Origin of the sequence: Pseudomonas sp. PDNC002 (assembly GCF_016919445.1) — a bacterium.
Taxonomy (GTDB): domain Bacteria; phylum Pseudomonadota; class Gammaproteobacteria; order Pseudomonadales; family Pseudomonadaceae; genus Pseudomonas.
The window spans coordinates 3,829,508-3,849,737 of record NZ_CP070356.1; the positions used below are offsets into that span (position 1 = coordinate 3,829,508).

Genomic DNA, 20,230 nt, shown 5'->3' on the forward strand with positions numbered 1-20,230 from the left:
AAAAACCCCGCCTTGGCGGGGTTTTTTCCGGGTATTCATCGAGGGCGCCAGGCTAGGGAGCCGGTTTCTTGCCGTCGGACTTGGCCCACTGGGACTTTTTCTCGACCTTCACCGCCAGCTGACCCACAGGGATTTCCTGGATTTCCCCGCCCTGGGAAAGGAAGGCTGCAATCTTCTCATCAAGCTCCGAACGTTCGCGAATCAGCTGTGAATCAGTCATGAAGTCACCTATGCGTTGGGGCGCCAAACCGGCCCGGCCAGACTACACCTCTTTTCGAAATCACGCCGAGATAGTGCGACCATTTGTCAAATTCACCGTTCGTCGATAAAAAAAGCTATGAATCGTCGCCAGACACTGTATTCTGCATGGGCTGCCTGCCCAGTAACGAGTTCCGCGACTTGATGTTCTTCTACAAGATGTTCCATCTCCTCGGCACCTCTTCACTACGCATTCAGCTCATCGCCGGTCGGCATTCGGCCGGCCTTTAGCATCTATTCAGGAGACAACATCATGTCCGATCGTCAAAACGGTATCGTTAAGTGGTTCAATTCCGAGAAAGGCTTCGGCTTCATCACTCCGGAAAGCGGCCCGGACGTATTCGTTCACTTCCGTCAAATCGAAGGTAACGGCTACAAGTCCCTCGACGAAGGCCAGAAGGTCAGCTTCGTTGTGACCGCCGGCCAGAAAGGCCCGCAAGCTGAACAAGTTCGCGCTGTCTAATCGACATCGCTAACGAAGGAAGCCCCGCTTAGGCGGGGCTTTTTTTGCCTGTTCGATTTGCTCCGCGCAATTCGGTTGGGCAATAAAAAACGCCCGGTGCACTGCACCGGGCGTTTTGCTTTGAAGGGAGTGAGCCAACCGAAGTGGGCTCACTGGCTCCCGATCATTCCTGTTGCGGGTCGAACTGCTTGTCGCGGATCAGCAGGGCGGGGATCACGCCACAGATGAAGTACGCCGCACCCATCACCAGGAAGCCCACGCCGATGGACATCTGCGTGGCGAGGAAGCCGATCACCGCCGGCGCAATGGCCGCGCCGATGCGGCCGATGTTGTATGCACCGCCCACGGCCGTACCGCGGAACGCCGCAGCGAAGCTCTCAGTCATGTAGGTCGCGTTCACGCCATACGGAATGCCGTAGAGGAAGCCGAACACCACCAGCATCCAGAGGATGTTATCGGGGCTGTGGAGCAGCACGATCACTGGCAGGAACACCGCGGTGCCCAAGGCGCCGAAGGAGAATACCGTGCGGCGGCCAAACCAGTCGGCGGCGACGCCGGCCAGGATCTTGCCGAGGATCATCGCGGCGTAGGTGCCCACCAGATACGAGGTCATGGCCTTGAAGTTCATGCCCATCTCGGTTTCCAGGTACGACGGCATCCAGTTGTTCACGCCGTAGTAGCCGAACTGCAGGAAGCCGGCGGTCAGCGCCCAGAACAGAAACATGCGGCTGGCCCGCGGGTCAGCGAAGATCTGGCGGAAGGCGTTCTGACGCGGAGCGGCAACGCTTCCGGCAGGAGCGTCGGCCTTGCGCTGCTGGCGCTCGGCCTGTGCCTGGACCCAGGCGGCGGGTTCGGGGATCAGCTTGCGCATGGCAATGGCCAGCACCACGGGGATGATGGCGATGTAGAACAGGTAGCGCCAGCCGTGGTCCGGCAGGATCCAGCCGGCCAGCAGGGTGGCGACGATGTAGCCGACCGACCAGCCCGCCTGCAGGGTGCCCAGTACGGTGGTGCGGTATTTGGTGGGCACGTACTCGGCCATCAGCGTATTGCAGGCGACATACAGGGCGCCAAGGCCGAGCGACGCGACAAAGCGCGCGGCGGCGAACTGCCAGTAGTTGTGGGTCAGTCCCAGGACAGCGGTGCCGACGGAGAACAGCACGATGGTCCAGACCACCGTCTTGACCCGACCGAAGCGATCGCAGGCCCAGCCGCCATAAATACCGCCGATGGCCATACCGGCCAGCGTGACGCTGCCCAGGCTGCCGGCCTGGAGGTTGCTCAGGCCGAACTCGGCCTTGAGGCTGGTGAGGCTGTAGGAGAGCAGCATCAGGTCCGCACCATCGATCAGCAGGCCGATGAAGCAGAAGGCGAAGACGAGCACCCAGGTCTTGTCCTGGGTGGCGGCGGTTGCCGCCGGAACGGAAGCAGTGTTTTCCATGAACGAATTACCTGTTGTAGTTGTTGGCGGACCGGCGGGCCGATCCTCGGTAAGCGTGTGGCAGGTGCTTTTGATTGGGCGGCGCGAGGTGCGTGGCCTCGCACCGCCGTGTCGGGTCAGGCCTGGGCGTCGCGGATCATGTTGCGGGCGATGATCACCTGCTGGATCTGCGTGGTGCCCTCGTAGAGCCGGAAGAGGCGGACGTCGCGGTAGAAACGCTCGATGGCGTACTCGCTGACGTAGCCGGCGCCGCCGTGGATCTGCACGCAGCGGTCAGCGACGCGGCCGCACATTTCGGTGGCGAACATCTTCGCGCAGGAGGCTTCGGTGCTGACGTTGCGGCCCTCGTCGCGCTTGCGCGCGGCGTCCAGCACCATGCAGCGGGCGGCGTAGATCTCGGCCTTGCTGTCGGCGAGCATCGCCTGGATCAGCTGGAACTCGGCGATCGGCTGGCCGAACTGCTTGCGCTCCAGGGCGTACTGCAACGCGTCGGCGAGCATGCGCTCGGCGGCGCCGACGCTCAGCGCGGCGATGTGCAGGCGGCCCTTGTCGAGCACCTTCATGGCGGTCTTGAAACCGACGCCCTCGACGCCGCCGATCAGCTGGCTGGCCGGGATGCGCACGTTGTCGAAGATGACGTCGCTGGTGTGCGCGCCTTTCTGGCCCATCTTGTGGTCCGGCTTGCCGAGGGAAATGCCCGGAGTGCCGCGCTCGACGATGAACGCGCTGATGCCGCCGGAACCCTTGATCGCCGGGTTGGTGCGGGCCATCACGGTATAGATGCCGGCGTGGGGGGCGTTGGTGATGAAGCGCTTGGTGCCGTTGAGCACGTAGAAGTCGCCATCGCGCACAGCGGTGGTCTTCAGTGAGGCGGCGTCGGAGCCCGAGTCCGGCTCGGTCAGGCAGAAGGCGCTGAGCAGTTCGCCGCTGGCGAGCTTGGGCAGGTAGTGGGCTTTCTGTTCCGGCGTGCCATCGATCAGGATGCCGATGGAGCCAATGCCGTTGTTGGTGCCGATGTAGGAGCGGAAGGCGGGGGAGGTGCGGCCCAGTTCAAAGGTGATGTTCACCTCTTCTTCCATGGTCACGCCCAGGCCGCCGAACTCCTCGGGGATGGTCAGGCCGAACAGGCCCATCTCGCGCATCTGCTGGACGATGTCCTGCGGGATCGCGTCGGTCTCGGCGACCTCGTTTTCCCGCGGGATCAGCACTTCGCCGACGAACTGGTGGATGGAGTCCAGAAGTATCTGCAGCGTTTCTGGGTCTCGGATCATGTGCACTCCTCACAAGGCCCGCGAGCGGGCCAGTCTGGCGAGGCACCGTCACCCGAGATTCAGCGAGCGGCGGCACCTATGTTGTTGACCATGTTGATCAGGCGGGGCCCGATGTCGTCCTCGAGCTTCTCGCGGGTCAGCTGGAAGCTCGGTCCGCCGCAGTTGAAGGCCAGCAGGCCGTACTGCGGGTGTACCAAGGGCACGGCGACGGAGTTGACGTCGCGGTGCCATTCACCGATCGACAGGCAGTAGCCGTAGTCGGTGTAGTCCCTGAAGGCGCGGTCCAGACCCTTGCGGATGGCCGGCCAGGTGTCCGGTTCGCGTTCGCGAATGTGGTCGAGCAGGAATTCCCGCTCGTTCTCCGGCATCGCCGCGAGGCATGCGCGGCCCACCGAGCTCGCCGCCAGCGGCAGGTAACTGCCGATCTGCCGGCGCATCGTCATGTTTCCCTGTCCCTGGACCACGTCCAGGTACACCATCTGCAGACGGTCGCGGGCGGCCATGGCCACCGCCGCCTGGGCGTGGTTGGCCAGTTCCTCCATCAGCGGATGGGCCACCGCGCGGATCGACAGGTTCGACAGCATCGCGTAGCCGAAACCCAGCACGCCGACGTCCAGCTGGTACTTGCCCGAATGCACTTCGCGCTTGAGGCAACCCAGGCGCATCAGGGTGTTGGTCAGGCGCGTCACCGTCGGCTTGGGCAGGTCGGTCTTGCGGGCCAGGTCCTGGTTGCTCAGCACGTTTTCCCGTGGCGTGAAGCAACGCAGAATCTCCAGACCGCGAGCCAGGGCCGTCACGAACTGGCCGCTGTTTTCCTCTTCGCTCAGTGCCGTGGCCGGGTCGTACAGACCGCGTTCCAGCAGGCCGATTTCACCTTCGTTTTTCGTCGGCGCAGCCGAGTCCATCTCCGTCTTGTTGCGGCGCATGGTAGAACCCCTATTCACGGAAAATCAATAAAATAAAATGCAGTTTCGTCAGGCGAAATTGTAATGGGTCCGAGCTGGTTAGTACAGGCGTGCCGCTAAAAATATTGGAGGCCCATATTTAAAGGGCCTTTCAGGGCTATTTCGATTGTCACCGTTTACAGCTCCGTTTCAGGGTCACTATGATGAAATCGAAATACGGAATGTAGTTTCGTCTGACGAAACAAAACGAGGTTATCGCTTTCATGAGTACCAACGTGGTTCATCTCGATATCAGGGCCGATGGCGTGGCGGTCGTCCGCATCGATCGTCCGGAAGCCAAGAACGCTCTCAACGCGACCGTGCGCCAACAACTGGCCGAGCACTTCCGCGCCCTGAGCGACAACCCTGAGGTTCGCGCGGTGGTGCTGACCGGGGGAGAGGAGTGCTTCGTCGCTGGGGCGGACATCCGTGAGTTCGCCCAGGCCAGCCCCATCGAGATGTACCGTCGCCATACCGAACTGCTGTGGGAGGCGATTTCCCGTTGCCCCAAACCGGTGATCGCTGCGGTGAACGGTTTCGCCCTCGGCGGCGGCTGCGAGCTGGCGATGCACTGCGACATCATCGTCGCCGGCGAGTCGGCGCGCTTCGGCCAGCCGGAAGTGAAGCTCGGCCTGATGCCCGGTGCTGGCGGCACCCAGCGGCTGATCCGCGCCGTGGGCAAGTTCCAGGCAATGCGCATCGCCCTGACCGGCTGCCTGGTCAAGGCGCCCGAAGCCCTGGCCATCGGCATGCTCAGTGAAGTGGTGGAAGACGCGCGCACGCTGCCCCGCGCGCTGGAACTGGCCGCCGAGATCGCCGCACTGCCGCCGCTGGCGGTGGCGCAGATCAAGGAAGTGATGCTCGCCGGCGCCGACCTGCCGCTGGACAGCGCGTTGACGCTTGAGCGCAAGGCCTTCCAGTTGCTGTTCGACTCGAAAGACCAGAAAGAGGGCGCCGCCGCCTTCCTGGAAAAACGCCAAGCCAGTTTCCTGGGGGAATGAGCATGACCCTTTCTTTCGGTATCGAACGCATCGAACGCATGGCCATCGTCGGTACGGGCGTCATGGGCAGCGGCATCGCCCAGATCGCCGCCCAGGCCGGCATCCAGGTGAAGCTCTTCGATGCCCGTGACGGTGCGGCCCAAACCGCGCGCGAAAACCTCGGTCGCACCCTCGTCAAGCTGGCGGAGAAGGGCAAGATCACTGCAGCCGAAGCCGACGCCACCCTGGCGCGCCTGCTGGTCGCCGGCTCCCTGAATGAGCTGGCGGATTCCGATCTGGTGGTCGAGGCGATCATCGAGCGCCTGGATGCCAAGCAGGCGCTGCTGGCTGATCTGGAAGCGGTGGTCAGTGCCGACTGCATCCTCGCCACCAACACCTCGTCGCTGTCGGTCACCAGCATCGCCCGTGGTTGCCAGCATCCGGAGCGGGTGGCGGGCTTCCACTTCTTCAATCCGGTGCCGCTGATGAAGGTGGTCGAGGTGATCGACGGCCTGGCCAGCGACCCACAGGTCGGCGACCGCCTGGTGGCACTGGCCGCGCGCATGGGCCATCGCGGCATCCGCGCCAAGGACACTCCGGGTTTCATCATCAACCACGCCGGCCGTGCCTACAGCACCGAAGCGCTGCAGATGCTCAAGGAAGCCATCGCCGAACCGGCCGATATCGACCGCATCCTGCGCGAGGGCCTGGGCTTCCGCATGGGGCCGCTGGAGCTGTTCGACCTCACCGCGCTGGACGTTTCCCATCCGGTTATCGAGTCCATCTACAACCAGTTCTACCAGGAGCCGCGCTATCGCCCGGCGGCGCTGACCCGGCAGATGCTCGAGGCCGGCTTCGTCGGCCGCAAGGTCGGTCGCGGCTTCTATCGCTATGCAGACGGCAAGATGATCGACCCGTCGGCGCCGCAACCAGTGCCGAGCGTGGGAGCGTTGCCGCCGGTATGGATCGGCACCGAGAACGATGAAGACCGCGAACTGCTCAGCGAGCTGCTGAAGAAGCTTGGCGCAAACCTGGAGCAGGTCGCCCAACCGAGCAGCGAGGCGTTGTGCCTGCTCGCGCCCTACGGCATCGACGCCACCACCGCCTGCCAGCGATTCGATACCGATCCGGCACGCACCGTCTGCATCGACCTGCTGCTGGACCTGCAGCGCCACCGCTGCCTGATGCAGAACCCGGCGACTGCCCCGGCCATGCGTGATGCCGCCCATGCACTGCTGGCGGCTGACGGCGTAGGTGTCACGGTCATCAATGACAGCGTCGGCTTCGTCGCCCAGCGCGTACTGGCGCTGATCGTCAACCTTGCCGGCGACATCGTCCAGCAGCGCATCGCCAGCGTCGACGACCTCGACGAAGGCGTGCGCCGTGGCCTCGGTTATCCGCAAGGCCCGCTGGCCTGGGGCGACAGCGTCGGCCCGGCGCGCCTGCTGACCATTCTCGAACGCATGACCGACCTGACCGGCGATGCCCGCTACCGCCCCGGCCCGTGGCTGCGCCGCCGCGCCGCGCTGGGCCTGTCGCTGCGCCACGTCGAGCCTGCGCTGGGCTGAAGCCCTGCGCCTACCGATTCAAGGAGATACCGATGCTCAATGCTTATATCTATGCCGGCCTGCGCACGCCCTTCGGTCGCCATGGCGGCGCCCTGGCGCCGGTGCGCCCCGACGACCTGATCGCCCAGGTAATCCGCGAGCTGCTGGCCAGCACCAAGGTGCCGGGCGAAGCCATCGAGGACGTGATCCTCGGCAACACCAACCAGGCCGGTGAAGACAGCCGCAATATCGCCCGCCATGCCGCGCTGCTCGCCGGCCTGCCGGTGACCGTGCCGGGCCAGACGGTGAATCGCCTGTGCGCCAGCGGCCTGGCTGCCGTGATCGACGCTGCGCGCGCGGTGACTTGTGGCGAAGGCGAGCTGTTCGTCGCTGGCGGTGTGGAAAGCATGTCCCGCGCGCCCTTCGTCATGGCCAAGGCCGAGGCGGCGTACAGCCGCGACCTGACGGTGTTCGACAGCACCATCGGCGCGCGCTTCCCCAACCCGAAGATCGTCGCCGGGTTCGGCAACGACAGCATGCCGGAGACCGGTGACAACGTGGCTCGCGAATTCGGCATCAGCCGCGAACAGGCCGACCGCTTCGCCGCCCGTTCCCAGGCCAACTTTGAAGCCGCCCGCCAGGCCGGTTTCTTCGCCGGGGAAATCCTCCCGGTCAGCGTACCGACCGGGCGCAAGACGCCGCCGAATGTCGTCGAGCAGGACGAGCATCCGCGCCCGTCCTCCGATGAAGCCGCGTTGGCGCGCCTCAAACCGCTGTCCGAAGGCGGGGTGGTCACCGCGGGCAACGCTTCCGGCGTCAACGACGGCGCCGCCGCATTGCTGATCGGCTCGGCAGAGGCGGGCGAACGCCACGGCCTTAAGCCGCTGGCGCGGATTCTTTCGGCGGCGGCAGTCGGCGTGGAGCCGCGCATCATGGGCGTCGGTCCGGTGGAGGCGATCAACAAGGCGCTGGCCCGCGCCAACCTGACCCTGGCTGACATGGACATCATCGAGATCAACGAGGCTTTCGCTTCCCAGGTGCTCGGTTGCCTGCACGGTCTGGGTGTCGATTTCGACGATGCGCGGGTCAACCCCAATGGCGGCGCCATCGCCGTCGGCCACCCGCTGGGCGCTTCCGGCGCGCGGCTGGCGCTGAGCGTGGCGCGACAACTGCAGCGCGCCGGTCAACGCTATGCGGTGATCAGTCTGTGCATCGGCGTGGGCCAGGGGCTCGCCATGGTTATCGAGCGCGCCTGAGCGCGCCAGTGAGGAGTTGAAGATGGGTGCTTTGAGCGGATACCGCGTACTCGACCTCAGCCGCGTGCTGGCCGGCCCCTGGTGTGGCCAGGTGCTGGCCGACCTGGGCGCGGAAGTGATCAAGATCGAACGTCCCGGCGTGGGTGACGACACCCGTGGCTGGGGCCCGCCTTACATGAAAGCCGCCGATGGTTCGGACAGCTCCGAGGCGGCGTACTACCAGTCCACCAACCGCAACAAGCTGTCGGTGGCGCTGAATCTGGCCACCGAAGAAGGGCAGGCGCTGGTGCGCGCCCTGGCCTGCGAGTGCGACGTGCTGATCGAGAACTACAAGGCCGGCTCGCTGGCCAAGTACGGGCTGGACTACGAGAGCCTGTCGAAAGTGAATCCGCGCCTGGTCTACTGCTCCATCACCGGCTTCGGCCAGACCGGCCCGCGCGCCGAGGAGCCCGGCTACGACTTCATCATCCAGGGCATGGGCGGGTTGATGAGCATCACCGGCGAGAAGGACGGCGTGCCCGGCGCCGGCCCGCAGAAGGTCGGTGTTGCCGTGTCGGACGTGATGACCGGCCTCTACTCGGTGGTCGCCATCCAGGCCGCGCTGCTGGCGCGGGAGAAGACCGGCCGCGGCCAGCACTGCGACATGGCGCTGCTCGACGTGCAGGTCGCCATGCTCGGCAACCAGAGCCAGAACTACCTCGCCACTGGCCGCTCGCCGGGCCGCCAGGGCAATGCCCACGTCAACATCGTGCCGTACCAGGTGTTCAGCGCGCAGGACATGGATTTCATCATCGCCTGCGGCAACGACAGCCAGTTCGTCTCGCTGTGCGATGCCATCGGCCTGCCCGAATTGCCGAAGGACCCGCGCTTCACCCGCAATGCCGACCGCGTGCGCAACCGCGACATCATCGTCGGCAAGCTGGCCGAGCACTTCCAGGGCGACACCGCCGACAACTGGGTGAAGCGCATCCATGCGATGAAGGTGCCGGTCGGTGTGATCAATGATATCGGTCGCGCACTGGATGAGCCGCAGGTGGTCGCCCGCGACATGCTGGTGGAGATTCCCCACGCGCAGAACCCGGCGTTCCGCATGGTCGGTAGCCCGCTGAAATTGTCCGAGACGCCGGTGGAATACCAGCGCCCGGCGCCCATGCTCGGCGAGCACACTGACGAGGTACTCAAGCGCCGCCTGGGGATCGATGACGCACGCCTGGCGCAGTTGAAGGCCGAGGGTGTGATCGAGCAACTCGGTAAGGCCTGAGTTCGTTCGCTAACCAGCCGCAGGAGTAGGGCGCATAACGCGCCAGCGTTATCCGCCGCTGCACCGAATGATGGCGGATAACCGCAAGCGGTTATGCGCCCTACGTAGCTGAGGCCTCCCCCAACCGCAGCGCCGATGCAAACCGGCGTTAGCCAAGGAAACAACTGATGAAAGTACTGGTCGCGGTAAAACGCGTGGTCGACTACAACGTCAAGGTCCGCGTCAAGGCGGACAACTCCGGCGTCGATCTCGCCAACGTCAAGATGTCCATGAACCCCTTCTGCGAAATCGCCGTGGAAGAGGCCGTCCGCCTGAAAGAGAAAGGCGTCGCCAGCGAGATCGTGGTGGTCTCGGTCGGCCCGAGTGGCGCGCAGGAGCAGCTGCGTACTGCTTTGGCGCTGGGTGCCGACCGCGCAGTGCTGGTCGAAAGCAATGACGAGCTGAATTCCCTCGCTGTGGCGAAAGCGCTGAAAGCCATTGTCGACAAGGAGCAGCCGCAGCTGGTCATCCTCGGCAAGCAGGCCATCGACAGCGACAACAACCAGACCGGCCAGATGCTGGCCGCGCTGACCGGCTACGCCCAAGGCACCTTCGCCTCCAAGGTCGAAGTCGCTGGCGACAAGGTCAACGTCACCCGTGAAATCGACGGCGGCCTGCAGACCGTTGCCCTGAACCTGCCGGCGATCGTCACCACCGACCTGCGCCTGAACGAGCCGCGCTATGCGTCGCTGCCCAACATCATGAAGGCGAAGAAGAAACCGCTGGAGATCCTTACTCCCGATGCGCTGGGTATCTCCACGGCCTCGACCGTGAAGACGCTCAAGGTCGAAGCGCCAGCCGCGCGCAGCGCCGGGATCAAGGTGAAGTCGGTGGCCGAACTGGTCGAGAAACTGAAGAACGAAGCGAAGGTGATCTGATGACTGTGCTGGTTGTTGCAGAACATTCGAATGGTGCGCTGGGTGCGGCGACGCTGAATACCGTTGCGGCGGCCCAGAAGATCGACGGCGATATCGCTGTTCTGGTGGCTGGCCAGAGCGTCGCTGGCGTAGCCGAAGCCGCTGCCAGGATCGCCGGTGTTTCCAAGGTGCTGGTCGCCGACAACGCCGCTTACGCTCACCAGTTGCCGGAGAACGTCGCTCCGCTGATCGCGGCTCTCGTGAAGGAAAGTGGGTTCGGCCACGTGCTGGCCGCCGCCACCACCAACGGGAAGAACTTCCTGCCGCGCGTTGCCGCTCTGCTGGACGTCGACCAGATCTCCGAGATCATCGAAGTCGTCAGCGCCGACACCTTCAAGCGCCCGATCTACGCCGGTAACGCCATCGCTACCGTGCAGTCCTCGGCTGCCGTGAAAGTGATCACCGTTCGTGGCACCGGCTTCGACGCCGTCGCTGCCGAAGGTGGTTCCGCCGCTGTTGAAGCTGTTTCCGGCCCGGCCGATGCCGGCAAGTCCGCCTTCGTTGGCGAAGAGCTGGCCAAGTCCGACCGTCCGGAACTGACCGCTGCCAAGATCGTCGTTTCCGGCGGCCGTGGCATGGGCAACGGCGACAACTTCAAGATCCTCTACTCCCTGGCTGACAAGCTGGGCGCTGCAGTCGGTGCTTCCCGCGCCGCCGTTGACGCCGGCTTCGTGCCGAACGACATGCAGGTCGGCCAGACCGGCAAGATCGTCGCTCCGCAGCTGTACGTGGCCGTCGGTATCTCCGGCGCCATCCAGCACCTGGCGGGCATGAAGGACTCGAAAGTGATCGTCGCGATCAACAAGGACGAAGAGGCACCGATCTTCCAGGTCGCCGACTACGGCCTGGTCGCCGATCTGTTCGAAGCTGTACCGGAGCTGGAAAAGGCCGTCTGATCCAGTTCTTCCTCTTGCCGGGCCAGTCGACAGCAGCCCGGCGTTTTGCCAACACCTCAGTAGAAAGAAACAAGAACAATGAATACTCGTCGACTCCCTGTGCTGGTCTCCGGACTGGCGCTGCTGCCCCCGTTCGCCCAGGCCGATTTCCTCTCCGACAGCAAGGCCAGCATCGAAGCACGCAACTTCTACTTCAACCGCGACTACCGCCAGAGCGGTGCCGCGCAGTCCAAATCCGAAGAGTGGGCCCAGGGTTTCCTGCTGCGCTATGAATCGGGCTACACCGATGGCACCGTCGGGGTGGGCGTCGATGCCCTTGGCCTGCTGGGCCTGAAACTGGATTCCAGCCCGGACCGTTCCGGCTCCGGCCTGCTGCCGTACTCGGCCAGCGACAAGCGCGCCGCCGACGACTACAGCGACCTTGGCCTGACCGCCAAGCTGCGCGTCTCCAAGAGCACGCTGAAAGTCGGCACGTTGCTGCCCAAGCTGCCGGTGGTGCAGTACAACGACACCCGCCTGCTGCCGCAGACCTTCCAGGGCGCGCTGGTGGAGTCGAAGGAGCTCGACGACCTCGACCTGCAGCTCGGCCAGTTGCGCGAAGTGAAGCAGCGCGATTCGTCCAACAACGAAGACCTGTCGATGACCCGCGGCAACAAGCGCAACATCGTCGCCGGCAGCCACCTCACCAGCGACCGTTTCAACATCGCCGGCGGCACCTACCGCTGGAACAGCCAGCTGAGCACCAGCTACCACTACGCCAACCTCGAAGACCTCTATCGCCAGCACTACGTGAGCCTGGTGCACACGCTGCCGATTGCCGAGGGCCAGTCGCTGAAGTCCGACATCCGCTGGGCGCGTTCCACCGATGATGGCGGCAGCAACGTCGACAACCGCGCGCTCAACGCCATGTTCACCTACAAGCTGGGCAACCAGGCGTTCGGCCTGGGCCTGCAGCGCATGTCCGGCGACACCGGCTTCGCCTACCTGTCGGGCACCGATCCGTACCTGGTCAACTACGTGCAGATCGGCGACTTTGCCAACAAGGACGAACGCTCCTGGCAACTGCGCTACGACTTCAACTTCGCTTCCTACGGGCTGCCCGGCCTGAGCCTGATGACCCGCTACCTGCGCGGAGACAACATCGACCTGCTCAACGGCCAGGGCAACGGCAAGGAGTGGGAGCGCGACACCGACGTCGGCTACCTGGTGCAGAGCGGCCCGCTGAAGAACGTCGGCTTCAAGCTGCGCAACAGCACCTTCCGCAGCAGCTTCGGCAATGACATGGACGAGACCCGCTTCATCGTCAGCTACACCTTGCCGATCTGGTAACGCGCCAGGCAGTACCGAAAAGCCCCGCTCAGGCGGGGCTTTTTTATGCGCTCGATCCGGGTCTTACCACTTGCTGACGTCGACGACGGCTTTGGCGAATGCTTCCGGCGCCTCCTGCGGCAGGTTGTGGCCGATACCCCCGGTCAGCGTGCGATGCTCGTAGTGACCGGTGAACTTCGCCGCGTAAGCCTTGGGTGGCGGATGGAACGCGCCGTTGGCGTCGCCTTCGAGGGTAATGGTCGGCACGCTGATCGGCGGGGCCTTGGCCAGCTTCTGCTCCAGCTCGTCGTACTGCGCTTCGCCTGCCGCCAGGTTCTGGCGCCAGCGATAGTTGTGGATCGTGATCGCGACGTGGTCAGGATTCTCGAAAGCTTTCGCGCTGCGCTCGAAGGTCGCATCGTCGAAATTCCACTTCGGCGAAGCCTGCTTCCAGATCAGCCGGGTGAAGTCGCGGGTGTTCTTCGCGTAGCCGGCGGCGCCGCGCTCGGTGGCGAAGTAGAACTGGTACCACCAGAGGAACTCGGCTTCCGGCGGCAATGGTTGCTGGCCGGCGGCCTGGTTGCCGATCAGGTAGCCGCTGACCGCCACCAGCGCCTTGCAGCGCTCGGGCCAGAGGGCGGCGATGATATCGGCGGTGCGCGCGCCCCAGTCGAAGCCGGCGAGCACGGCCTTGTCGATCTTCAGCGCATCCATCAGCGCGATGATGTCGCTGGCCACTGCCGCTGGCTGGCCGTTGCGCATCGTTTGTTCGGCGAGGAAACGTGTACTGCCGTAGCCGCGCAGCCACGGCACGATGACCCGGAAGCCTTGCGCGGCGAGTGCTGGCGCCACGTCGACGAAGCTGTAGATGTCGTAGGGCCAGCCGTGCAGCAGGATCACTACCGGCCCATCCGCTGGACCGTCCTCGGCGTAACCGACACTGAGCAGTCCTGCATCGATCTGCTTGAGTGCCTTGAACTCGGTATGCGCGCCGGCTTTCACCGTTGGTGCGGCCTTGGCTTTCTCGCTGGCTGCCAACGCCACGGCCGGCAGCTGGGTGGCGGCCAGGGCCACGGCGGCCAGGCGCATGAGATCGCGACGACTGCTATCGAAGGGCTCCGACATAGCGTTTCCTTGATTGAAGTGGGCCGGACAAAGCGTAGGCGAGCATGAAACGGTCGCCGGGAAAATTCCGGGACGAACGGCACGAAAGCGCATGCTTGAGGGCATTCGCTGACGTTTCATACGTGCCGGCTGTCTCATCGGGCGAGGAAAAGTCTGGCCTTGGCCAGCGGCCTCGGCTTATAAAACTCGTTCGCCGCTGTAGACCCGCAGGGATGGCGGCCCCACACGATCAAGGAACGATGATGCGACGAGTCACGATGATTCTGCTCGCCGCCGCCCTGTTGCAGGGCTGCGCGCACCAGAAGACCGGCAACCAGTGCGAAGACAACTTCAACACCGAAGGTGGCTTCATCGCCGGCAAGACCTTTACCTCCAACGTGCAGTTGGACATGCCTTACGCCAAGGTCTTCGACCGGGCGCAGAAGACGCTGGTGAAGGAAGGCTTCACCATCCAGACCGCCGACGAGAAGAGCGGCACCATCTCTGCCTACCAGGGCGTGATCCTGAGCAGCCGGAATGCACCGTTGAACATCGTGGTGGAGAAGGCGGGGGCGGGCTCAAAGGTCAGTTATGTCTTCGTCACCCTGGGTGGTATGTACACCACCGAAGGCGCGGTGCGTGACGGCTTCTGCCGGTTCACTGACGGGATTCGGCAGTAAGCCGGCGGGGATTCCCCACTAGACCTCTGCGGGCGGATGGCGATCGCGGACGGAGTCCGCTCCTACAAGGTCAAGAGCCTCTCACCCTAACCCTGGCTGCGCGCCCCGCTCATTACGCGGGAGAGGGGACCGTTCGGTGCAGGCTGGAGCCTAAGTCTCAGTCGGCACGGGTCGCCCCCTCTCCCTGAGGGAGAGGGCTGGGGTGAGGGGGAGCGCCAGCACGGGCTTTCAATAGAGGGCAGTTGCGCCTACGCGTGCACCAGCTTCTCCACGAGGCGCCGCGTCAGCGGAGCGATGACCAGCACCAGTGGGAAGGCGATGCTCCAGGTGGTGAGCCATGTGCCCAGCCAGAGCTGCGCAAAGGCGGGAGCCAGGCCAACTGCGCGCCAGGTGGAGAGGCCGGAGACGAGCAAGGTCATCACGCCGGACAGGATCAGCGCGAACAGCAACGGCGCATAGCGACGGGCAATCATGCGTGGGACTCCTGCGTGTGCTCGGCGTGCGGCTGATGCAGACGACTCAGCGTTTCAGCGAAGTGCTGGCCGAACAGTCGTGCGGTCTTCAGGTCGCCAGGACAGAAGTCCGGTGCGGTCTTGTCGGCCTGGGCCATCAGGCCGGACCACGAGCCCAGACGGTTGGCGGCTTCCTCGTAGGGGACGCCCTGGTGCTGTTCGGGGAGGATCGGGTTGCCGGCCCAGAGCATCCCGTGCTGTATGCAGAAGGTGAACAGCGAGATCAGCGTGGACTGCTTGTCGCCCGCCGGCAGCGCCGAGACGGTGAATCCGGCGGCGAGGCGGCCGCGCAGCTTCTGCTGGCGCCAGAGCGGGCCGGTGGCGTCCATCAGCGCCTTCAGCGGCGCCGAAACACCGCCCAGGTAGGTGGGCGAACCGAGGATCAGGCCGTGAAAGTCGAGCAGGGCGGCGGGGTGCTCGATCAGATCCTGTGCCTTTATCAGCTGTGCGTGGCAGCCGGGAACGAGAGCTGCGCCATTGGCGATGAGTTGGGCGATACGCTCGGTGCGGCCGCTGGCGCTGTGGTAGACGATGGCGATGGTTTTCATGGTTTCTCCGTGGGTGCACGCAAGGTGGAAAGCCGCGTTCGGATTGACCACGACGGGCTTTGGCGTGAACCTACAAGTTCAAGTGAACTTGAAGTCAAGAGGTGTTCCATGGATATCGCTGACGTGGCCAGACGTTCCGGTGTGCCGGCATCGACCCTGCGTTTCTACGAGGAGAAAGGACTGATCGTCTCGCTCGCCAGGCCCGGCGCGCGCCGCCAGTTCGCCCCGCAGATTCTCGACCAGCTGGCGTTGATCACCCTGGGGCAGTCGGCGGGTTTCAGCCTGGAAGAGATTCGCTCGATGTTTTCCGGCGACGGTGGAGCGAATATCGACCGGCAGATGTTGGCGGCCAAGGCGGATGAGCTGGATGCGACGATCCGGCGCCTGCGCGCCATGAGTCGCGGGTTGCGGCATGCGGCGGCGTGCCCGGCGCCCAGTCATGCGGAGTGCCCGACCTTCCAGCGGCTGGTGAAGGCGGCGGCGGAGAGTGCGCTGGAGGGGAAGAAGGAGCGGGGGCGGTTGAGGAAGGGAAGGGCCTGATAGTTCGGCGCAGGGGCTTGCCCTCACCCTAACCCTCTCCCAGAGGGAGAGGGGACTGTACGGTGCGGGATGAAAGCATGGCGTCAGCCGGCACGGACAATTCCCTCTGAGAGAGGGGCTTTCTGTAGGAGCGAGCTTGCTCGCGAACAATGTCGGCCGGTTACATCAACCTTGGGCTGTTCGCGAACAAGCTCGCTCCTACATTGGTAGCCCCAGCGCCGCTTCCAGCCACTCGCAGAACCCCACCGCCTGCGCATTCCGCTCGCTCTGCTGGTGCACCAGCAACGACCAGTTCGGCCCGCGCACGGTCTGCTCGCTCAGCGGCGCCAGCAGGCCGCCGCTGCGAGCATCCCCCGCCAGCAACTGGCTCACCAGCGCGATGCCCAAACCCTGGCTGGCGGCATCCAGCAACAGGCCGGGATCGGAGAAGTTCAACCCCTCGCTACGTTGGCCGACATCCGCGCCGCCTTGCACCTGCCAATGCGCCCAGTCCATTTCCCGTTCGCCGTGCAGGGTCGTGCGCGACGGCTCTGCCTGCGCTAGTACGGACGGATGGCAGGCGGGATAGAGACGATCCTCCAGCAGTACGCGAAAGCGGCATTCGGCCTGGGCGGTGAGGTCGTCGCGCACGGCGATGTCGATGGTCTGGGAGGCCATGTCCGGGGTTTCGTCGGTGGTCAGTAGCCAGAGGTCGATCTGCGGGTGGCGCGCGTGGAAGTCGCCCAGGCGCGGCACCAGCCAGTGGCGGGCGAAGGCCGGTGTGGTGTTGACCACCAGCTGGTTGGGCTTGCGGTACTGGTCCAGGCGGCGGATGCCCACGGCCAGTTGCTGCAGCATGGATTGCGTGGTGCTGAGCAGGTCGGCGCCGGCGTCGGTCAGCGCCACCTTGCGCCCGGAACGGTAGAACAGCGGCTGCTCGACGAAGCTTTCCAGGCTGCGGATCTGCTGGCTGATGGCCGACTGGGTGAGGTGCAGCTCCTCGGCGGCCTTGTGGAAACTGCCGAGGCGGGCGGCGGCTTCGAAGCCGCGCAGGGCGTTCAGGGGGGGCCAGTGCTTGAGCATGATCGATAAGTTCGCCTAATCAGATTTACGCAAAATCTATCGTTTGTTGTCGCGTTTTTACAGGCCTAGCATTGTGACCAGGCGCCGCTGAACCCTTTTCTTCCGATAAAAATTCCTTACCAAAGGTTTGAGTATGCATCGCAACGACGACATGCAGAACGGCTGGCGCATGCCTGCTGAATGGGTCAACCACGCGGCGACCTGGATGGCTTTCCCGCACAACCGTCCGCTCTGGGAGGGTGGCTGGCGCGTCACTCTGGAGCAGGTGCAGGAAGACTTTGCCCGCGTTGCCAACGCCATTGCCCGCTTCGAGCCGGTGAAGCTGGTGGTCGATCCGTCCGCCGTGGCTCGCGCCGCTGAGCTCTGCGGGCCGAACGTCGAGCTGGTGCCGCTGCCCATCGACGACAGCTGGTGCCGCGATTCCGGGCCAACCTTCGTCTGCCATCCCCAGCACGGCGTGGCCGGTGTGAGCTGGCGCTTCAATGCCTGGGGCGGCAAGTCCGAGCACACCCTGGACGAAGGCCTGGGCCGCCGCATCCTCAACCACCTCGGCCTGGACTGCTTCGGCACGCCGCTGGCCAACGAGGGCGGGGCGATCCACGTGGACGGCGAGGGCACGCTGATCACCACCGAGTCGGTGCTGCTCAACCCCAACCGCAACCCCGGCGTGAGCAAGCGCGAGATGGAGGAAATCTTCTCCCGCCTGCTGGGCGTGACCAAGACCATCTGGCTGCCGGGCGATCCGCAGTACGTCACCGGCGACATGACCGATGGCCACGTTGACGGTGTGTGCGCCTTCGCCCGCCCCGGCGTGCTGCTGGTTGACGCCACCCATGACGCCTCCAGCACCTATGCCGAAGTGGCCCGCGAGAACCGCCGCGCGCTGGAGCTGGCCACTGACGCCAAGGGCCGCTCCTTCGAGTTGATCGAGCTGTTCGAGGCGAGCGCGGCAGTGGACCCGGAGGCCGAGGTGTTCTGCGCGTCCTACACCAACTTCTACCTGGCCAACGGTGCTGTGATCATGCCGGCCTACGGCATCGCTGCCGACGACGAAGCCGCTGCCGTGCTGGCCCGCGCCTTCCCCGGCCGCGAAGTGGTGCCGGTACGCATCAACAACCTGGCCCACGGTGGCGGCGGCGTGCACTGCATCACCCAGCAGCAGCCGGCCTGGCCGCTGGGAGGACTGTGATGAGCAAGCTGACTGTCGCCGTGTTGCAGTTCTCCTGCAGCTGGGACCTGCCGCGCAACCTTGCCGAAGCCGAGCGCCACGTGCGCGCGGCGGCGGCCGCCGGAGCAAGGCTGATCCTCCTGCCCGAGCTGTTCGCCACGCCGTACTTCTGCATCGAGCAGGACCACGTCCACCTCGCGCTGGCCCAACCCTACGACGACAGCCCGCTGCTGCAGCGCTTCGCCAGCCTGGCGGCGGAACTGAACGTGGTGCTGCCGATCAGCTGGTTCGAGCGCGCCGGCAACGCCTACTTCAACTCGCTGACCGTGGCCGACGCCGATGGCAGCCTGCTCGGCGTGTACCGCAAGACGCACATCCCCAACGCCATCGGCTACCAGGAGAAGGAGTATTTCAGCCCCGGCGATACCGGCTTCCGCGTCTGGGACACCGCCGTCGGCCGCATCGGCGTGGGTATCTGCTGGGACCAGTGGTTCCCCGAGACCGCCCGCTGCCTGGCGTTGCAGGGCGCGGAGCTGCTGCTGTTCCCCACCGCCATCGGCTCCGAGCCGGGCGCGGAACAACTGGACTCCCGCGATCACTGGCAGACCGCCCAGCGTGGCCATGCCGCCGCCAACCTGCTGCCGGTGCTGGCGGCCAATCGTATCGGCGAGGAAGTGGCGCCCAGCGACGACGCGCTGCGCATGCGCTTCTACGGCTCGTCCTTCATCACCGACCACAAGGGCGCGCTGCTGGCCGAGGCCGGGCGCAACGAAGCCGCCGTACTGGTGCAGGAGCTGGACCTGAACCTGGCCCGCGAAGAACGCCTGACCTGGGGCGTCTACCGCGACCGCCGCCCGGAAATGTACGGCCCTCTGCTCGGCCTCGACGGCCGCCACCTGCACCCACGCTGGCAAGGAGTCTGACCATGAACAAGCACCTGCTGATCGGCGCGCTGGGGTTGTCCCTGGCGTGCGTCCTGCAACCGGCCGTGGCGGAGGAGGAGAAGGTCCTGCGCCTGTTCAACTGGGCGGACTACTTCGCCCCCGACACCCTGGCGAATTTCACCAAGGAAACCGGCATCCGCGTCATCTACGACGTGATGGACAGCAGCGAGACGCTGGAAGCCAAGATGATGGCCGGGCACAGCGGCTACGACCTGGTCTTCCCCGGCGACACCGTGGCCGAGCGGCTGATGCGCGCTGGCGCCCTGCAGAAGCTCGACGACAGCAAGCTGACGCAGCTGGCCGACATCGAGTCGGGCCTGCAGACGCTGCAGACCAAGTACCCGTACTCGCGCCACGCGGTGGTGCCTTATACCTGGGGCAGCATCGGCGTGACCTACAACCAGGCGAAGATCGAGCAGCGCATGCCCGGCGCGCCGGTGAACAGCCTGGACATGCTGTTCAAGCCGGACGTCGCCAAGCGTTTCGCCGATTGCGGCATCTCCATGATCGACTCGCCGGACGAAGTGCTGGCCGTGGTGCTCAACTACCTCGGCCGCGACCCGCGCAGCGGCAAGCCGCAGGACCTGGCGGACGCCCTGGCGCTGCTCAACGGCATCCGTCCGTACATCCGCAAGTTCCAGTCGCAGCCGGTCACCCAGCTGGTCAATGGCGACCTGTGCCTGTCACTGGGCTACAGCGGCGACGTCACCCAGTCGCAGCGGGCGGCCGACGAGGCGAAGAAGCCTGAGCGCTTCGAGTACCGCGTCCCGCGCGAAGGCACCTCGGTATGGATGGACACCATGGCCATTCCCGTCGACGCGCCGCACCCGGAATACGCCTACGCGCTGATCAACTACCTGATGCGTCCGGAAGTGATGGCAGCGATCAGCAACGCCACCGGTTACCCGACCTCCAACGCCAAGGCGCGACCGATGGTCGAGGCGAGCATGCGCGACAACCCGGACATCTATCTTGATGAGAAGGCCTACGCGCGGCTGTTCCCCGGCAAGGACATTCCCCAGCGCGACATGCGCGCGCGGATGCGCACCTGGACCAGTTTCAAGACCGGCACCGGCGGTTGAGGAGGCGAG

At 65.0% G+C, this 20,230-nt stretch carries 21 protein-coding genes; 13 read left to right on the forward strand and 8 right to left on the reverse strand.

The features are described from left to right. Positions 1-52 precede the first annotated feature (52 nt). Complete coding sequence (locus tag JVX91_RS17555; protein WP_205335469.1) at positions 53-220, reverse strand: hypothetical protein; 168 nt, start codon at positions 218-220, stop codon at positions 53-55. Between the two features lie 291 nt (positions 221-511). Between JVX91_RS17555 and JVX91_RS17560 the strand changes: the two genes are divergently transcribed. Next, a complete protein-coding gene (locus JVX91_RS17560; RefSeq protein ID WP_205335470.1) occupies positions 512-721 on the forward strand; it encodes a cold-shock protein in 210 nt (69 codons plus the stop codon). A 163-nt stretch (positions 722-884) separates the two neighbouring features. On the opposite strand, the gene JVX91_RS17565 is transcribed toward JVX91_RS17560, so the two are convergent. From JVX91_RS17565 to JVX91_RS17575, 3 genes are all read right to left on the reverse strand, one after another. Beyond that, the gene (locus JVX91_RS17565) at positions 885-2,162 is read right to left on the reverse strand and encodes an MFS transporter (protein WP_205335471.1); all 1,278 of its coding nucleotides are present in this window, start codon (positions 2,160-2,162) and stop codon (positions 885-887) included. Positions 2,163-2,278: 116 nt separating this feature from the next. Continuing rightward, positions 2,279-3,433: an acyl-CoA dehydrogenase family protein gene (locus JVX91_RS17570; RefSeq protein ID WP_205335472.1), complete on the reverse strand. Its 1,155-nt coding sequence runs from the start codon at positions 3,431-3,433 to the stop codon at positions 2,279-2,281. Between the two features lie 59 nt (positions 3,434-3,492). Beyond that, a complete protein-coding gene (locus JVX91_RS17575) occupies positions 3,493-4,359 on the reverse strand; it encodes an IclR family transcriptional regulator (protein ID WP_205335473.1) in 867 nt (288 codons plus the stop codon). Positions 4,360-4,601: 242 nt separating this feature from the next. Here JVX91_RS17575 and JVX91_RS17580 point away from each other — a divergent pair, with 242 nt between their 5' ends. From JVX91_RS17580 to JVX91_RS17610, 7 genes are all read left to right on the forward strand, one after another. After that, positions 4,602-5,378, forward strand: a complete 777-nt coding sequence (locus JVX91_RS17580; RefSeq protein WP_205335474.1) for an enoyl-CoA hydratase — start codon at positions 4,602-4,604, stop codon at positions 5,376-5,378. Next, positions 5,375-6,925: a 3-hydroxyacyl-CoA dehydrogenase gene (locus JVX91_RS17585; RefSeq protein WP_205335475.1), complete on the forward strand. Its 1,551-nt coding sequence runs from the start codon at positions 5,375-5,377 to the stop codon at positions 6,923-6,925. Before JVX91_RS17580 ends, JVX91_RS17585 begins: the two co-directional genes overlap by 4 nt. Positions 6,926-6,957: 32 nt before the next feature. After that, positions 6,958-8,160: a 3-oxoadipyl-CoA thiolase gene (locus tag JVX91_RS17590; RefSeq protein ID WP_205335476.1), complete on the forward strand. Its 1,203-nt coding sequence runs from the start codon at positions 6,958-6,960 to the stop codon at positions 8,158-8,160. Between the two features lie 22 nt (positions 8,161-8,182). Next, positions 8,183-9,421 (forward strand): CaiB/BaiF CoA-transferase family protein, encoded by a 1,239-nt coding sequence (locus JVX91_RS17595; protein WP_205335477.1) that lies wholly within the window; start codon positions 8,183-8,185, stop codon positions 9,419-9,421. A gap of 167 nt (positions 9,422-9,588) precedes the next feature. Continuing rightward, positions 9,589-10,338 carry an electron transfer flavoprotein subunit beta/FixA family protein gene (locus JVX91_RS17600; protein ID WP_205335478.1) on the forward strand — a complete coding sequence of 250 codons (750 nt, stop codon included), beginning with the start codon at positions 9,589-9,591 and terminating at the stop codon, positions 10,336-10,338. Then, positions 10,338-11,273 (forward strand): FAD-binding protein, encoded by a 936-nt coding sequence (locus JVX91_RS17605; protein WP_205335479.1) that lies wholly within the window; start codon positions 10,338-10,340, stop codon positions 11,271-11,273. Before JVX91_RS17600 ends, JVX91_RS17605 begins: the two co-directional genes overlap by 1 nt. A 78-nt stretch (positions 11,274-11,351) precedes the next feature. Continuing rightward, entirely contained in the window at positions 11,352-12,602 is a 1,251-nt protein-coding gene (locus tag JVX91_RS17610; RefSeq protein WP_205335480.1) for an OprD family porin, read from the forward strand. A 63-nt stretch (positions 12,603-12,665) separates the two neighbouring features. Here JVX91_RS17610 and JVX91_RS17615 read toward each other — a convergent pair whose 3' ends face one another. Continuing rightward, on the reverse strand, positions 12,666-13,706 hold the full coding sequence (locus JVX91_RS17615) for an alpha/beta hydrolase (RefSeq protein WP_205335481.1): 1,041 nt from the start codon (positions 13,704-13,706) through the stop codon (positions 12,666-12,668). Between the two features lie 242 nt (positions 13,707-13,948). Here JVX91_RS17615 and JVX91_RS17620 point away from each other — a divergent pair, with 242 nt between their 5' ends. Beyond that, positions 13,949-14,365, forward strand: coding sequence for a hypothetical protein (locus tag JVX91_RS17620; protein ID WP_205335482.1), 417 nt, complete (start codon positions 13,949-13,951; stop codon positions 14,363-14,365). Between the two features lie 248 nt (positions 14,366-14,613). Here the strand turns inward: JVX91_RS17620 and JVX91_RS17625 are convergent, their stop codons facing one another. Both JVX91_RS17625 and JVX91_RS17630 read right to left on the reverse strand, forming a co-directional pair. Then, a complete protein-coding gene (locus JVX91_RS17625; protein ID WP_205335483.1) occupies positions 14,614-14,838 on the reverse strand; it encodes a DUF2798 domain-containing protein in 225 nt (74 codons plus the stop codon). Then, positions 14,835-15,425: a flavodoxin family protein gene (locus JVX91_RS17630; RefSeq protein WP_205335484.1), complete on the reverse strand. Its 591-nt coding sequence runs from the start codon at positions 15,423-15,425 to the stop codon at positions 14,835-14,837. The genes JVX91_RS17625 and JVX91_RS17630 overlap by 4 nt, the downstream gene beginning before the upstream one ends. 108 nt (positions 15,426-15,533) lie before the next feature. Here JVX91_RS17630 and JVX91_RS17635 point away from each other — a divergent pair, with 108 nt between their 5' ends. Beyond that, the gene (locus JVX91_RS17635) at positions 15,534-15,965 is read left to right on the forward strand and encodes a helix-turn-helix domain-containing protein (protein ID WP_205335485.1); all 432 of its coding nucleotides are present in this window, start codon (positions 15,534-15,536) and stop codon (positions 15,963-15,965) included. A 198-nt stretch (positions 15,966-16,163) separates the two neighbouring features. Here JVX91_RS17635 and JVX91_RS17640 read toward each other — a convergent pair whose 3' ends face one another. Further along, on the reverse strand, positions 16,164-17,027 hold the full coding sequence (locus tag JVX91_RS17640; RefSeq protein ID WP_205335486.1) for a LysR substrate-binding domain-containing protein: 864 nt from the start codon (positions 17,025-17,027) through the stop codon (positions 16,164-16,166). A 133-nt stretch (positions 17,028-17,160) separates the two neighbouring features. Between JVX91_RS17640 and JVX91_RS17645 the strand changes: the two genes are divergently transcribed. Genes JVX91_RS17645 through JVX91_RS17655 form a run of 3 tightly spaced genes read left to right on the forward strand, consistent with a single transcriptional unit; the run spans position 17,161 to position 20,221 of the window. Beyond that, on the forward strand, positions 17,161-18,216 hold the full coding sequence (locus JVX91_RS17645; protein ID WP_205335487.1) for an agmatine deiminase family protein: 1,056 nt from the start codon (positions 17,161-17,163) through the stop codon (positions 18,214-18,216). Beyond that, positions 18,216-19,118, forward strand: a complete 903-nt coding sequence (gene aguB, locus JVX91_RS17650) for an N-carbamoylputrescine amidase (protein WP_205335488.1) — start codon at positions 18,216-18,218, stop codon at positions 19,116-19,118. The genes JVX91_RS17645 and aguB overlap by 1 nt, the downstream gene beginning before the upstream one ends. 2 nt (positions 19,119-19,120) lie before the next feature. Continuing rightward, on the forward strand, positions 19,121-20,221 hold the full coding sequence (locus tag JVX91_RS17655; protein WP_205335489.1) for an extracellular solute-binding protein: 1,101 nt from the start codon (positions 19,121-19,123) through the stop codon (positions 20,219-20,221). Positions 20,222-20,230 lie beyond the last annotated feature (9 nt).

Coding starts and splice junctions, on each gene's coding strand:
- JVX91_RS17555 (WP_205335469.1), bottom strand. CDS start 220: ATGACTGATTCACAGCTGATTCGCGAACGTTCGGAGCTTGATGAGAAG.
- JVX91_RS17560 (WP_205335470.1), top strand. CDS start 512: ATGTCCGATCGTCAAAACGGTATCGTTAAGTGGTTCAATTCCGAGAAA.
- JVX91_RS17565 (WP_205335471.1), bottom strand. CDS start 2,162: ATGGAAAACACTGCTTCCGTTCCGGCGGCAACCGCCGCCACCCAGGAC.
- JVX91_RS17570 (WP_205335472.1), bottom strand. CDS start 3,433: ATGATCCGAGACCCAGAAACGCTGCAGATACTTCTGGACTCCATCCAC.
- JVX91_RS17575 (WP_205335473.1), bottom strand. CDS start 4,359: ATGCGCCGCAACAAGACGGAGATGGACTCGGCTGCGCCGACGAAAAAC.
- JVX91_RS17580 (WP_205335474.1), top strand. CDS start 4,602: ATGAGTACCAACGTGGTTCATCTCGATATCAGGGCCGATGGCGTGGCG.
- JVX91_RS17585 (WP_205335475.1), top strand. CDS start 5,375: ATGAGCATGACCCTTTCTTTCGGTATCGAACGCATCGAACGCATGGCC.
- JVX91_RS17590 (WP_205335476.1), top strand. CDS start 6,958: ATGCTCAATGCTTATATCTATGCCGGCCTGCGCACGCCCTTCGGTCGC.
- JVX91_RS17595 (WP_205335477.1), top strand. CDS start 8,183: ATGGGTGCTTTGAGCGGATACCGCGTACTCGACCTCAGCCGCGTGCTG.
- JVX91_RS17600 (WP_205335478.1), top strand. CDS start 9,589: ATGAAAGTACTGGTCGCGGTAAAACGCGTGGTCGACTACAACGTCAAG.
- JVX91_RS17605 (WP_205335479.1), top strand. CDS start 10,338: ATGACTGTGCTGGTTGTTGCAGAACATTCGAATGGTGCGCTGGGTGCG.
- JVX91_RS17610 (WP_205335480.1), top strand. CDS start 11,352: ATGAATACTCGTCGACTCCCTGTGCTGGTCTCCGGACTGGCGCTGCTG.
- JVX91_RS17615 (WP_205335481.1), bottom strand. CDS start 13,706: ATGTCGGAGCCCTTCGATAGCAGTCGTCGCGATCTCATGCGCCTGGCC.
- JVX91_RS17620 (WP_205335482.1), top strand. CDS start 13,949: ATGCGACGAGTCACGATGATTCTGCTCGCCGCCGCCCTGTTGCAGGGC.
- JVX91_RS17625 (WP_205335483.1), bottom strand. CDS start 14,838: ATGATTGCCCGTCGCTATGCGCCGTTGCTGTTCGCGCTGATCCTGTCC.
- JVX91_RS17630 (WP_205335484.1), bottom strand. CDS start 15,425: ATGAAAACCATCGCCATCGTCTACCACAGCGCCAGCGGCCGCACCGAG.
- JVX91_RS17635 (WP_205335485.1), top strand. CDS start 15,534: ATGGATATCGCTGACGTGGCCAGACGTTCCGGTGTGCCGGCATCGACC.
- JVX91_RS17640 (WP_205335486.1), bottom strand. CDS start 17,027: ATGCTCAAGCACTGGCCCCCCCTGAACGCCCTGCGCGGCTTCGAAGCC.
- JVX91_RS17645 (WP_205335487.1), top strand. CDS start 17,161: ATGCATCGCAACGACGACATGCAGAACGGCTGGCGCATGCCTGCTGAA.
- aguB (WP_205335488.1), top strand. CDS start 18,216: ATGAGCAAGCTGACTGTCGCCGTGTTGCAGTTCTCCTGCAGCTGGGAC.
- JVX91_RS17655 (WP_205335489.1), top strand. CDS start 19,121: ATGAACAAGCACCTGCTGATCGGCGCGCTGGGGTTGTCCCTGGCGTGC.